We start from the raw sequence: 12,725 nt of genomic DNA on the forward strand, positions 1-12,725 counted from the left end.
GGACCGCACCTCCCCAATTTTCTCAGTCTGACGTGCAAAGGAGCACCCACGATGTCGTCCCACACCATGCAGAACCCGCAACACTCAGCCCAACCGCCCAAGCAGCGATCCCGGTTCGGCCGGCTGCTGCGCGAGCTCTGGTTCCAAGTCGTCCTGGGCGCCGTCCTGGGCATCGCCGTCGGCCTGCTCCTGCCGTCCGTCGGCAAACAGCTCACCCCGCTCAGTGACTGGTTCATCGCCCTGGTGAAGATGATCGTCATACCTGTGGTGTTCTGCGTGGTGTCCTTGGGCATCGCCTCGATGGACAGCCTGCGCAAAGCCGGCCGCATCGGCGTCAAGGCCCTGGGCTACTTCATCGCCCTGTCACTAGTGTCGATGCTGATCGGCCTGATGGTCGCCAACGTCTTCCACCCCGGCACGGGCATGAACATCGATCCGTCCAAACTGGACGCAAGCAAAGTGCCGGCGGCCGCCAACAAAGGCTTCGATGGTCTCGAATTCGTCAGCAACATCATCCCGGAATCACTGTTCGGGGCCCTGACCGGCCACACCATCATCGCCGCGCTGATGGTCTCCATCGTGTTCGGTGCCGCCCTGAACGTCTCCGGAGAATCCGGCGCGTTCCTCACCAAGGGCATCCAGGCCCTGTCCGTTGTTATCTTCAAAATCGTCAGCTGGGTCATGCGCCTTGCCCCCATCGGCACGTTCGGCGCACTCGCGGCCGTCGTGGCCAACTACGGCACAGCCAGCCTCCAGCAGCTGGGCTACCTCGTCCTGCTGTTCACCGGAACCTGCATCGTGTACGTCGTCGTGGTCCTGGGCGCTATCGCCCGTGCCTGCGGACTGAACATCTTCACGGTGATGCGCTACCTCAAGGCCGAACTGCTGATCGCCCTGAGTACCTGCTCCAGCGAAGCAGTCCTCCCGCAGCTGATCAAGAAGCTCGAAAATATGGGCGTCGGCAAGTCGACTGTGGGCATCGTGATCCCGTCCGGGTTCTCCTTCAACCTCGACGGATCCGCCGTCTACCTGACCATGGCCTCCGTGTTCCTGGCCCAGGCTGTCGGCATGGACCTGTCCTGGGAACAGCAGCTCGTCATGGTCGGCGTCATGATGCTCACCAGCAAAGGCACTGCGGGCATCGCCGGCGGCGCATTCATCGTCCTGGCCAGCACCTTAAGCTCCGTGGGCGGCATCCCGCTGGCCGCCCTCGCACTCATCGTCGGCATCGACCGGCTCCTGAACGAAGGGCGCGTCTTCATCAACGTCCTCGGCAACGCGATGGCAGCAGTGGTCGTCGGCAAATGGGAAAAGGACTTCGACCCGGAACAAGCCCGCAAAGCCCTGCACGCCTCAGGCCAGAAAAAGAACGAGATCGAGTCAAACACACCGACCGAAGTGGAAGCAGAAAAGATCGAGGTCCACTAACACCAAAGATCCCCAGGGCCGCCGCACAAGCCGCGGCGGCCCTGGCCCGCGTAGACCGGAAGCCACCGCCACCGACGGCCGCGCATCCGATCGAGCAAAGAGAGGACCCACCGGCACCATGGCTCCACGCATCCTGATCACCACCGACTACCTCCACCCCGGAGACACCGTTGACCAGCTCCTCCGGGAACGCGGTCTGGAACCGGTCTACTCGCCAGCCCGGGGGCCGCGGACCCTTGAGGAACGCCGCTCGTTGTTCGATGGCATGTCCGGCGCGATCCTCGCCAGCGAAACGGTCACGGCCGACATGCTCACCGGCGCTGGCGCTCTGCAAGTCATCGCGCGCAGCGGCGTGGGGTACGACTCAATCGACGTCGAAGCCGCCGCGGCGCGAGGGATCAGGGTCTGCAACGCCCCCGGAACAAACCACCACTCGGTCGCCGAACTGACCATCGGGCTGATCATCATGGCCGCACGCCGCCTCGTGGAGGTCACCGCCGCTGTACGCCAAGGCCACTGGCCACGGGAAGCCGGCCACGAACTGCACGGTTCCACCCTGGGCATCATCGGCTACGGCCCCGGCGGTCGCGCCACCGCGAACCTTGCTGTCGCCCTCGGCATGACCGTCCTGGTCAGCACCGCCCACCCCGACCGCGATAACACCGCGGTCCAGTTCACCGATCTCGACGCCCTCATCCGCGACGCCGACTACCTCTCCCTGCACACCCGCGGAGGCCAGAGCACAGGCAAACTCATCGACGCGCCCCGGTTGCAGGCGATGAAACCCACCGCCGTCCTCATCAACACGGCCCGCGGCTCACTCGTGGATGAAGAGGCCCTGGCCAAGGCACTTTACGACGGCACCATCGCCGGTGCCGCGCTGGACGTGCTCGAGAGCGAACCCCTGAACGGCGACAGCCCCCTTCGGGGCCTGAACAACGTGCTCATCACCTCCCACCTCGCCGGACAAACGATCGAGGCACGGACACGGGCCGGGCTGGCAGCCGCGCACGCCGTCATTGACGTCCTCGAAAACCGCGAACCGGCACACCCGGTGGACCGCTAACCCCGAACACCTAACAACGACGAAGAAGGATCCTGATGTCGAAACACCACCGCATCGCAGTCATTCCAGGCGACGGAATCGGCACCGAAGTCGTGCCCGAAGGACTTCGGGTATTGGACGCCGCCGGCTCAGCGTTCGACCTGAACCTCACCTACGAACACTTCGACTACGCCTCGGCTGACTACTACACCCGGCACGGGAAAATGCTGCCCGACGGATGGTTCGAGGAACTGAACCAGTTCGATTCCATCTTCTTCGGCGCTGTCGGGTGGCCTGACGTCGTCCCCGACCACGTTTCATTGTGGGGCAGCCTCCTGCAGTTCCGCCGCCACTTCGATCAGTACGTCAGCCTCCGTCCAGTCAAACTTCTGCCCGGCGTGCCCAGCCCTTTGGCCGGGAGGGTTCCGGGCGATGTTGACTTCTACGTCGTGCGCGAAAATACCGAAGGCGAATATTCCAGCATCGGCGGGAAGATCTTCGAAGGCACCGACCGCGAAACGGTGGTCCAGGAAACCGTCATGACCCGCACCGGCGTGGACCGGATCCTGAAGTACGCCTTCGATCTGTCCCAGAGCCGGCCCAAGAAGCACCTCACTTCCGCCACGAAGAGCAACGGCATCTCCATTACCATGCCCTACTGGGACGAACGGGTGCAGGCCATGTCCGCCGCGTACCCAGGGATCAAGGTGGACAAATACCACATCGACATCCTGGCCGCTAACTTTGTCATGCACCCCGACTGGTTCGACGTCGTCGTCGCCAGCAACCTCTTCGGCGATATCCTCTCCGACCTCGGACCGGCCTGCACCGGAACCATCGGCATCGCCCCCAGCGGCAACATCAATCCCGAACGCAAGTTCCCCAGCCTCTTCGAGCCCGTCCACGGCTCCGCCCCGGATATCGCCGGCAAAGGCATCGCCAACCCCATCGGGCAAATCTGGTGCGCCGCCATGATGCTCGAACACCTGGGAGAACCCGAAGCTGCGGCCGCCATCACCACCGCTATGGAAACCGTGCTCGCCCGCGGGCAACAAGCCCTCACACCCGACATGGGCGGCAACGCCACCACAGAAGAACTGGGCACAGCGGTGGCATCAGCCCTGACCGCACCATGACCCCGTCAACCGGACCCGGCACCCGGCAGGCATCCTTCGGAGAGCGGATCATGCTCCGCCAGTACATCCATTGGCGCCGGCTTATCGGAGAGAGCGTCGAGATCCGCCAGCACGGCCAAATCATCCGCACCGGAACCGTCGATGATGCCATGGCAGACTCCACCGCGCTCTGGATCGCAGGCGACGCCACCCAACCACGCACCATGTACGAAGCCGCGCTTGGGCAGCCGGCGGACCTTCCGGCGGCCGACGCCACGACCGCTTCGGCGGTCGGCAGCGGGCTGTGGCGCATTGAGACCGCCCAGTGCCCGGCATAGGGTAGGCGGATGACTGTTCAGCCAGGCCTGCACCGCCAGCACTGCTCCGTTGCCGCCCCCACCCAGCTGTGGCTCGACCCTGACGGCCGCCTGGCCGGTGAGGTCAAAGCGCCCGGAGCCGGTGACTCCGCTGATCCGGCCGGGTTCACCGGGCTGCTCCACGGCGATACCCGGATGCTCTGCCGGGCGCTGGTGCGCGTCAACGGCCTGGAACCCGAACCGGCCACCGTCGAGACGGAGCCCGGCGGCGTCCTGCGCGTCCGGGGCCTGGTCCGGGGCATCCCTGGACCCACGGAGGATCCCGCCGTCGAGCTCCTCCAGACTTGGACGGTGACGCCGGGCGTGGTGCGGCACACCCTGCAGCTGCGCACCTCGCTGGATTCCCTCGACGTCGAAATCGACGTAGCCCTCGCGGCCGACTTCACCGACATGGCCCAGATCCGCCTCAGCCGCTTCCGTGACCCGTCCGCGCCGGTCTCTGCCGATGAGTCCACGCTGCGCTGGCAGGAGGGTGGCAAGACCCTGGCGGTCGCGGCCCCCGGCGCCGTCACCCCGGAAGGCCACCTCGCCTGGCGCGGAACCCTGGGCCGGGGCCGGCCGTTCGAGGCCGAATGGCAGGCCGTCCTCACCGACCATGACGACGCCGTGGTGGCTGCCCGCCCGCCCGGTGCCCGGCCGCCGCGGACCGGACCGGCCGGGGCCCTGGGCCTGCTCCTGGATAACTCCCTCGATGACGTGGCCGGGCTCCGCCTGGCCACCCGCCAGCTGCCGGACGCCCCGTTCATCGCCGCCGGGGCGCCCTGGTATTTCACGCTGTTCGGACGGGATTCGCTGTGGGCTGCGCGGCTGCTGCTGCCTCTGGACACCGGCACGGACAACGGGCTGGCGGCGGGCACCCTGCGCGCGCTGGCGGCGTTCCAGGGCACCCGGACGGACGCGGCGGCCGCCGAGGAACCCGGCAAGATCCTGCACGAACTGCGGTCCAAGGAACTGGTGCTGGAGAGCCAGAACCTGCGCCTGCCGCCGGTGTACTTCGGGGCGGTGGATTCCACCCCGTTGTGGCTTTGCCTGCTCGGTGAACTCTGGCGCACCGGCCGGGACGAGGACGCCGTCCGGTCGCTGCTGCCGAACGCGGCACGCGCCGCGGAGTGGCTGCTGTCCGCCGGCGCCACCGGAACGGACGGCGCAGCGGACGATTCAACGGACGGCGCAGCCGGCAACGGCGGGTTCCTCAGCTACCGTGACTCCACGGGCCACGGCCTGAGCAACCAGGGCTGGAAGGATTCCCGGGACGCCATGCAGTTCCGCGACGGCCGGCAGGCCGAGGGGCCTATCGCCCTGTCAGAGGTGCAGGGCTACGCGTACCAGGCAGCCATGGAGACGGCGGAACTGTTCGACGCGTTCGGGGAACCGGGCGCTCAGGCGCTGCGCGACTTCGCCGCGGCCCTCCGGCTCAGGTTCCGGGAGCGCTTCTGGGTTGAGGACGACGGCGGGCCGTTCCCGGCCATGGCCCTGGACGGGCACGGGGTCCCCCTGGACATCCCGGGCTCAAACATGGGACATCTGCTGGGCACGGGCATCCTGGACGCGGCCGAAGCCCGGATCGTCGCGGACCGGCTGGTGAGCCCCGAGCTGTTCTCCGGCTACGGCGTGCACACGATTTCGCGGCGGGCCGCAGGGTTTTGGCCCTTCAGCTACCACTGCGGCTCGGTCTGGAGCCACGACACCGCCATCGCGATCCGCGGCCTCCTGGCCGACGGTTTCGTCGCAGAGGCACGCACCCTCGCCGACGGCCTGATCGCGGCGGCGGCCTCCTTCGGGCACCGGTTGCCGGAGGTGTTCGCCGGGGTGCGGGCCGAGGACTCGGCCGTCGCGGTACCGTATCCGGCGTCGTGCCACCCGCAGGCGTGGTCCTCAGCCTCGGCGGTGGTGATCGCCCAGGCGATGGGCGTCGGACTCTGACGGCCCCGCTGCCGCTGGGTGTTGCCCGGAAGGGGCCGCGGCGGCGCGCAGCCCGTCGGCCAGGATAACGATCCCGGTAACGGCGAGCGCCAGGCCCATGGAGGCGAGCACGTCCGTCAGCCAGTGATACCCCAGGTACAGGCGGCTGAAGGCAACCACCAGTGTCCCGGCAGCCGCTGCCGCGAAGCCGAGCACCGACGTCGTCCGTTTGCCCGTCCGCGTGCCGCGGGCCGCCAGCAGCAGGTAACTGAGGACGCACAGGAAGACGCCGGCCCCGAAGGTATGGCCGGAGGGAAAGGACAGGGCGTCGTCCGGTCCCAGCATGAAGCCGCTGGCGGCGGGCCGGCTCCGGCCGACGTCGTGCTTCACCAGCGTGGACACCGCGAAGGTGGCCGCCATAGCGCCGACCAGCAGGGCTGGACGCCAGACTTCACGCTTGAAGACCGCCCAGGCCAGTGCCACGGCGCAGCCGATCACCGTCATCCACAGCGGCGACGTCACCGTGGTCACGGCCGCCAGGATGGCGGTGGCCAAGGGGGTCCGGGACGCCACGATTCCGTCGTGCACGGGCCCGTCCAGGTCAGCCACGCCGCTGTTCGACTGCACGGCGGCGAGCACGGTCCAGAAGATCGTCTCACCCGCAATTAACAGGCCCGCTGCCACGAAGAAGAGCCGTTGTTGGGACGGCAGCGGCAGGCGGGCAGGGGGTCGCGGGGCACGCTGGGCAAGGAGCATTCGCCCAATCCTGCCAGAGGCAACTCCCTGCAGCCAGCAAGGCCGCTGGGAATTCTCTGGGATGCGCGGCGGGCGAGCGCTACGGTTCCGGGGGCCGCCTGGTCTGCGGGTACGGCGTGTCGAACCTGGCCAGCATCTCCACGAACCCGGCGATCTTCCTCTCCCGGGTGGCGGCCTGCTTGACCGAGTTGGTGCGGTAGATCAGGGCATACCGGTTTACGGACGTCAGGACCTCGAACATCGCCTGCGCCCGCGGGTCCGCCGCGATGGCGGCGGCGAGGTCATCCGGGACCTCCGCCGTCGCCGCGCCCGAATAGGCGGCCTCCCAGCGCCCGTCCGCCTTGGCGGCGGCGACGGCCGCCTGCCCGGCGGGGGCCATCCGCCCCGCCGCCTCCAGGCGGTCAATTCGCTCCACGTTCCGGGCCGACCACACGCTCTTGGGTCCCCGCCGGGTCATCCGCTGGAATGAGCTTTCCTCGTCCCGGCGCCGCCCCTGCCCGTCGATCCAACCGAAACACAGCGCCTCCTGCAGCGCGGCCTCGTAGTCCAGCTCCGTCACCGATCCGCCCTTTTTGTGCAGCACGAGCCACACGCCGGGACTCTGCGCATGGTGCTGCTCCAGCCAGGCGCGCCACTCGGCGGCGTCCTTCACCAGCAGTTCCTCAAGTTCAGCAGCCATGGCCCCATTGTGCCCTGCTGTGCTGACCGGAGGGGTGCTTTGGTGGCACCATGTCAGGAGGAGCCAAAAACCGTCCCTCGCAAGGAGATCCCATGCTGCGCGTCCGCCCGATCCACTACACCTCCCGCATGGACCAGTGGGAGGGCTTGCTGTCCGCCCTCGGCATGGTCCGGACGGTCGACGACGGCGACTGGCAGGAGTTCGACGCCGGCTCGGGCCGCCTCGCACTGCACCGGGTAGCGGCGGGTGCCGCCGGGGCTGAAGCCGGGGACGGTGCCGGTGCCGGAATGGTACTGGATGGAAAGACTGACTTCGGCGTCGAGGTCGGGGATCTGGCGGAGTTCGCGCGCCGCACCAATCTGGCCGGCGCGGAGGACGGGACCACCCCGGCCGAGCTGGTCAGCGCCCGCCACGGCGATACCTGCCGCATCACGGGCGAGGACGGGTTCGGCTTCTTCGCGGACAAGGCCGCCCACGGCGCGCAGTGCGCGGACGCCGATCCGGCCCTGGCCGTCGTCGAAGTCTGGTTCACGCCGGACGCGGCCGCCGCCGCGCAAACCCTGCGGAACGTGGGCGCCCGGCTGCGGCCGGCCCCGGACGACGACGAAACCGCGGATTTCACGGCGAAGAACGGCGGTGTGCTGATGGTCCGGCCCGCCAGCGGCGCCGCCCGGACCGGCCTGGGGTTTGAATACACCGGCGACCTCGCCGGCCTGCGGGACCGCCTCGCGGCCGCCGGCCACCGGGTCAGCCTGACGGAAGAGGCCTTCGGGCGGACCCTGCACGTGGCCAACCCTGACGCGGCTGACCTGCCGGAGAACCCCAACGGGGCGATGCTCTGGATCTCGCAGAAGCCCGACGGCGCCTGAGAAGGCACTGGCCAGGCGCCTGGGGGTTCCGGGGCGGCCGTGGAGGACCTGTGGAGTTCAGCCCTTGGTGGCCGCGGTCAGTCCTCCAGCGCCCCGTTGCAGAGCCGGTTCACTACCTCGGTGAGCATCGCCAGGCCGGCAACGATGTCCTCGTCCGTGGTGTATTCGTGCTCGTTGTGGGAGATCCCGTCCACACTGGGCACAAACAGCATCACCGTCGGGACCAGGTCCTTCATGTTGGTCGAATCGTGCCCGGCCAGGCTCATGACCTGCTTGCTCGCCAGGCCCAGGTCCGCCGCCACCTTGGCTGCGAGTTCCACGCCTTCGGGCTGGTAGGGGGTCACAGGCCAGGTGTGGGCGTGGTTGCGCTCCACCGTGACATTCGCCAGCCGTTCGATCCCGGCGATCCGCTCGTCCAGCAGGGCGTCGGCCTCGGCAAGGACAGCCTCGTCGGCGCTGCGCAGGTCCAGCAGCAGGCTCACCCGGGACGGCACCACCACGGGCGAGTTGGGGTAGACGTTCAGTTGTCCCACGGAGGTGTGCAGCACGCCGGGGAAGGTGTCGGCGAGTTCCCGCGCGGCGACCACCATCATGGACGCACCCAGCAGCGCGTCCTTCCGGTCCGCGATCACGGTGGAGCCGGTGTGGGCCTGCTCGCCGTGGACCACGAACTCGTATTTGTTGGCCGCCCAGTTGGAGTTCACCAGGCCGATGGTGATCCCTTCGCGTTCCATGCTCCGGCCCTGTTCAATGTGGATTTCGGCGCAGTACGCGGCTTCGGGGCCCTCGTAGCTGCCCCGGCAGCCGATCGCGTCCAGGGCCTCGCGGACCGTGACTCCGGCCGCGTCCGTGGTGGCCAGCGCGGTTTCGAGTTCGAGCTTTCCGGTGTAGACGGAGGAGCCCATCATGGACGGCTTGAAGCGGGAGCCCTCCTCGTTGAACCAGTTGACCACCGCGATGTTGAACCGGGGCTGCCCGGCGTCCCCGGCCGCGGCCCACTGGTCCACGAGCCGGAACGCCGCATGGGCCGCGGCGAGCACGCCGTACGCGCCGTCGTAGCGTCCCGCCGTCGGCTGGGAATCCATGTGGGAACCCACCACCACGAAGGGGGCGCCCGGGACGGCCTCGTACAGGCCCCACTGGTTGCCGGCCCGGTCGAACCGGACGGTGAAGCCGTTGGCCTCCAGCAGGCCGGTGAGCCATTGCCGCTGCTGGCCGTCCGGCACGCTGGCGGCCTGGCGTTCCACGCCGCCGTTCTCGGTGGCGCCGAATTCGCTCATGATGTGGAAGTCCCGCACGAACGCGGCGTCGCGGGTGCTGAAAGAGGTCTGAGTGGTCACGGTTTTCCCCTAGGAACGGTTGGTGGCTGTGCTGAAGAATGGACCGGTTGCGGCCGAATCGACCGCAACCGGGGACGTGAGGCCGGGGCTCCGGAACGTGAAGTTCCCCCCGACGGCGGTGGCCAGCACCTGGAGTTCGGCGATGCTGTCCGCGGTAAGCGGGGACCCCGACAGGACGGTGAAGTCGGCCAGCTTCCCGGCCGTCAGTGAGCCTTTGACGCCGGAGGCGCCGGTGGCTGCGGCGGCTCCGGTGGTGTAGGCCGCCAGGGCCTGGAACGGGCTGAGCCGTTCGTCCGGGTTCCCGAAAACGGCCCCGGAGGCGGTGCGCCGGTCCACGAACGCCTGCATGCCGCGGAGCACGTTTCCGTCGGCCACGGGGCGGTCGGAACTGCCGGCGAGTGTCACACCGGCGGACAGGAACGACGCCGCCCGGTAGGCCCAACCGAGCCGTTCCGGGCCGAGGGACAGCGTCATGCCGTCCCCGCCGTCGGCGAAGAAGCTCGCCTGCGGGGTGACGGCGATGTCCGCGGCGGCCAGCCGTTGCAGCTGTTCCGGCCGGGTCATCGAGGCGTGTTCGATCCTGTTGGGCACGGTCCGGGGGCCGTATTTGGCGGCGCAGCCGGTGATGATGTCGATCGCGAGGTCAACGGCGCGGTCGCCGATGGCGTGCGCCGCGATCGACCAGCCGGCCGCGTAGGCGGCCTCGATCTTTGCCCGGAGCGCGTCCGGTTCGGCCTGGAAGTAGCCGGTGTTGCCGGTGTTGTCCGTCCCGCCGTGGCTGCAGTAGTCATGGCTGACCGCGGCCGTTTCGCCGAGCAGCGACCCGTCCAGGAACACCTTCGCCGGGCCCAGGGACAGGAAGTCGCCGCCGAAGCCGCTGGCGATGCCCAGATCCAGTCCGGCCGGCGTGGTGCCCGGCGGGTGCTGCCCGCCGAGCGGGTGGAGCACATCCATAACGGGCATCAGCTGCGCCCGGGCGTGGAGCCTGCCCGCGGAGGCCGCCCGCTGGTAGGCGGCCAGCTCCACGGGGCTGTGGCCGATCCAGCCGCCGCCGATCCCGGCCTCGGTGAAGCTCGTGATGCCCTCCGCGGCGTAGTAGGTGGTGGCCCGGTCCAGTGCGGCTTCGATCGCCTCGGACGAGTACGGCAGGATCAGCTGCTGGATCAGCTGCTGCGCGGTTTCCTGGACCAGCCCGGTGGGGCGGCCGTCGGCGTCGCGGACAATGACGCCGCCGTCGGGGTCCGGAAACGACGCCGGTTCGGCGCCGGCCAGCCGGAGCGCGGCCGTGTTGACTACGGCCATGTGCCCGGAGTTGTGCCGCATGAACAGCGGCCGGTTTCCCGTGATCCGGTCCAAGACGGTGATGTCCGGGAACTCGCCGCCGTGCTGCTGCTGGCTGAAGCCGGTGGCCAGCAGCCAGTCCGGCGCCGGTCCGGTCCCGGGCTCCGGCCCTGCCTCCGGCCGCGCGCTGTCTGCCGCCATGCCGGCCTCCAGCAGGGCGTAGAGCTGCGTCAGGCCGCGCGCGGCGGAGACGTCCAGTTCGCCCAGGCCGAGCCCGAACCAGGTCGTGTGGCAGTGGGCGTCGATGAAGCCGGGGGTCACGGTGGCGCCGCCGAGGTCCAGGACTTCGGCCGCGTCCAGGCCGGCCAGGTCGTCGTCGAGGCCCACAATCCGGCCCTGCCAGACTCCCAGCGAGGTGGCATGCGGGCGGCGCTCATCCATGGTGATGATGTCCGCGTTGCGCAGCAGCAGATCGAGTTTCAAGGGTTACCTACGTGGTTCTTTAGCGGTGGGAGGTGGTGACTGACTTGATGCGGGTGTAGTCCTCCAGGCCAAAGACGGAGAGGTCCTTGCCGGTCCCGGAGTGCTTGAAACCGCCGTGCGGTGCCTCGGCCGGGATCACCTGGTGGCAGTTGATCCAGACGGCGCCGAAGTCCAGCTGATTGGAGACCCGGGTGACCACTCCGTGGTTGTTGGACCAGACGCTGGAGGCCAGCGCGTACTTGGTCCCGTTGGCCAGGTCCAAGGCTTCGGCCTCGTCCCGGAAGGGCTGGATGGTGACGACGGGTCCGAAGATTTCCTCGCAGACCACCTCGTCGGCCTGGAACACCCCGTCGATGACGGTGGGTTCGAAGTGGAAGCCGGCGCCCGTCCGCTTGCCTCCGGCCAGGACCCTGGCGTTCGCGGGCAGCCGGGACATGAAGCCTTCCACCCGGTCAAGCTGGGCGGCGCTGTTCAGCGGGCCCAGGTCCGCGGCGTCGCCGCCGACCTGCAGCCCTGCGGCTGCCGCGGCGAGCGCGGCGCCGAACTCCTGGTGGATGGAGTCCTCGACGAGCACGCGGGTCACGGCGGTGCAGTCCTGCCCGGCGTTGAAGAACGCACCGAGCGCGATCTCCCTGGCCGCCACGTCAATGTCGGTGTCGGCAAAGACGATCGCCGGTGCCTTGCCGCCGAGTTCCAGGTGGACGTCCTTGAGGGTCTTCGACGCCGCGGACATCACCTGAGCCCCGGCCCGGGTGGAGCCGGTGATGGACACCATTTCCGGGATCTCGTGATCCACCATGGCGGCACCGGTCCCCCGGCCGCCGCAGATGACGTTGACGACGCCGGCGGGGTAGGCCTCCTGCGCCAGTTCGCCCAGCACCAGGGTGGACCAGGGCGTGGTGTCGGCCGGTTTCAGGACCAGCGTGTTGCCGGCGGCGAGCGCCGGTCCGATCTTCCAGATGGCCATCATGAACGGGTAGTTCCACGGGGTGATCTGGGCGACCACGCCGAGGGGTTCGCGCCGGACGGTGGAGGAAAAGCCGCGGACGTATTCGGTCTGGGCGGTCCCGGACACCACGCGGCAGGCGCCGGCGAAGAAGCGCAGCTGGTCGGCGCCGCGGAGGATCTCGATCTCGCGGGTGATCTGGCGCGGCTTGCCGGTGCAGGCGACCTCGGCGTCCAGGAGCCTGTCGACGTTGGCCTCGATGAGGTCGGCGAGTTTGAGCATCATGGCCTGGCGTTCGGCCGGGGTGGTCCGCTTGTAGCTCTGGAAGGCGGTGTGGGCGGCCTGGAAGGCGCGGTCCACGGTGGCGGCGTCGCTGTCCGGGGCGGTGCCGAGCTGGACTCCGGTGGCGGGGTCGAAGAACGGCAGGGTGGCCGCGTCCGAACCGTCGCCGGCACTGCCGGGGACGATCTCACCGTTGATGATGTTGTGCAGGGTGATCATGAC

Annotated in this window: 11 protein-coding genes; 6 read left to right on the forward strand and 5 right to left on the reverse strand. The window is 68.8% G+C overall.

The window, feature by feature from the left end; all coding sequences use genetic code 11:
• The first annotated feature begins 51 nt into the window (after positions 1–51).
• The 5 genes from AC1DRO_RS03760 to AC1DRO_RS03780 all read left to right on the forward strand — a co-directional run bounded on the left by AC1DRO_RS03760 (position 52) and on the right by AC1DRO_RS03780 (position 5,888).
• Complete coding sequence (locus AC1DRO_RS03760; protein WP_243181511.1) at positions 52–1,428, forward strand: cation:dicarboxylate symporter family transporter; 1,377 nt, start codon at positions 52–54, stop codon at positions 1,426–1,428.
• A gap of 118 nt (positions 1,429–1,546) precedes the next feature.
• Positions 1,547–2,494, forward strand: coding sequence for a phosphoglycerate dehydrogenase (locus AC1DRO_RS03765; RefSeq protein WP_476949876.1), 948 nt, complete (start codon positions 1,547–1,549; stop codon positions 2,492–2,494).
• Positions 2,495–2,529: 35 nt separating this feature from the next.
• A complete protein-coding gene (locus tag AC1DRO_RS03770; protein WP_476949877.1) occupies positions 2,530–3,609 on the forward strand; it encodes a tartrate dehydrogenase in 1,080 nt (359 codons plus the stop codon).
• Positions 3,606–3,926 carry a hypothetical protein gene (locus AC1DRO_RS03775; protein WP_476949878.1) on the forward strand — a complete coding sequence of 107 codons (321 nt, stop codon included), beginning with the start codon at positions 3,606–3,608 and terminating at the stop codon, positions 3,924–3,926. Before AC1DRO_RS03770 ends, AC1DRO_RS03775 begins: the two co-directional genes overlap by 4 nt.
• A gap of 9 nt (positions 3,927–3,935) precedes the next feature.
• On the forward strand, positions 3,936–5,888 hold the full coding sequence (locus tag AC1DRO_RS03780) for a glycogen debranching N-terminal domain-containing protein (protein ID WP_476949879.1): 1,953 nt from the start codon (positions 3,936–3,938) through the stop codon (positions 5,886–5,888).
• On the opposite strand, the gene AC1DRO_RS03785 is transcribed toward AC1DRO_RS03780, so the two are convergent.
• The gene (locus AC1DRO_RS03785) at positions 5,841–6,623 is read right to left on the reverse strand and encodes a phosphatase PAP2 family protein (protein ID WP_476949880.1); all 783 of its coding nucleotides are present in this window, start codon (positions 6,621–6,623) and stop codon (positions 5,841–5,843) included. The two genes, AC1DRO_RS03780 and AC1DRO_RS03785, sit on opposite strands and share 48 nt — an antisense overlap.
• Before the next feature lie 79 nt (positions 6,624–6,702).
• A complete protein-coding gene (locus AC1DRO_RS03790; protein ID WP_476949881.1) occupies positions 6,703–7,302 on the reverse strand; it encodes a YdeI/OmpD-associated family protein in 600 nt (199 codons plus the stop codon).
• A gap of 92 nt (positions 7,303–7,394) precedes the next feature.
• Between AC1DRO_RS03790 and AC1DRO_RS03795 the strand changes: the two genes are divergently transcribed.
• Positions 7,395–8,171 (forward strand): VOC family protein, encoded by a 777-nt coding sequence (locus AC1DRO_RS03795; RefSeq protein ID WP_476949882.1) that lies wholly within the window; start codon positions 7,395–7,397, stop codon positions 8,169–8,171.
• Positions 8,172–8,248: 77 nt separating this feature from the next.
• Here the strand turns inward: AC1DRO_RS03795 and AC1DRO_RS03800 are convergent, their stop codons facing one another.
• The 3 genes from AC1DRO_RS03800 to AC1DRO_RS03810 are packed head-to-tail and all read right to left on the reverse strand — an operon-like array spanning position 8,249 to position 12,722.
• A complete protein-coding gene (locus tag AC1DRO_RS03800) occupies positions 8,249–9,511 on the reverse strand; it encodes a M20 family metallo-hydrolase (RefSeq protein WP_476949883.1) in 1,263 nt (420 codons plus the stop codon).
• A gap of 9 nt (positions 9,512–9,520) precedes the next feature.
• The gene (locus tag AC1DRO_RS03805) at positions 9,521–11,275 is read right to left on the reverse strand and encodes an amidohydrolase (protein ID WP_476949884.1); all 1,755 of its coding nucleotides are present in this window, start codon (positions 11,273–11,275) and stop codon (positions 9,521–9,523) included.
• Positions 11,276–11,294: 19 nt separating this feature from the next.
• A complete protein-coding gene (locus AC1DRO_RS03810) occupies positions 11,295–12,722 on the reverse strand; it encodes a gamma-aminobutyraldehyde dehydrogenase (protein ID WP_476949885.1) in 1,428 nt (475 codons plus the stop codon).
• Positions 12,723–12,725: the final 3 nt, after the last annotated feature.

It is taken from the genome of Arthrobacter sp. P4_F11 (assembly GCF_056401395.1).

Coding starts and splice junctions, on each gene's coding strand:
- AC1DRO_RS03760 (WP_243181511.1), top strand. CDS start 52: ATGTCGTCCCACACCATGCAGAACCCGCAACACTCAGCCCAACCGCCC.
- AC1DRO_RS03765 (WP_476949876.1), top strand. CDS start 1,547: ATGGCTCCACGCATCCTGATCACCACCGACTACCTCCACCCCGGAGAC.
- AC1DRO_RS03770 (WP_476949877.1), top strand. CDS start 2,530: ATGTCGAAACACCACCGCATCGCAGTCATTCCAGGCGACGGAATCGGC.
- AC1DRO_RS03775 (WP_476949878.1), top strand. CDS start 3,606: ATGACCCCGTCAACCGGACCCGGCACCCGGCAGGCATCCTTCGGAGAG.
- AC1DRO_RS03780 (WP_476949879.1), top strand. CDS start 3,936: ATGACTGTTCAGCCAGGCCTGCACCGCCAGCACTGCTCCGTTGCCGCC.
- AC1DRO_RS03785 (WP_476949880.1), bottom strand. CDS start 6,623: ATGCTCCTTGCCCAGCGTGCCCCGCGACCCCCTGCCCGCCTGCCGCTG.
- AC1DRO_RS03790 (WP_476949881.1), bottom strand. CDS start 7,302: ATGGCTGCTGAACTTGAGGAACTGCTGGTGAAGGACGCCGCCGAGTGG.
- AC1DRO_RS03795 (WP_476949882.1), top strand. CDS start 7,395: ATGCTGCGCGTCCGCCCGATCCACTACACCTCCCGCATGGACCAGTGG.
- AC1DRO_RS03810 (WP_476949885.1), bottom strand. CDS start 12,722: ATGATCACCCTGCACAACATCATCAACGGTGAGATCGTCCCCGGCAGT.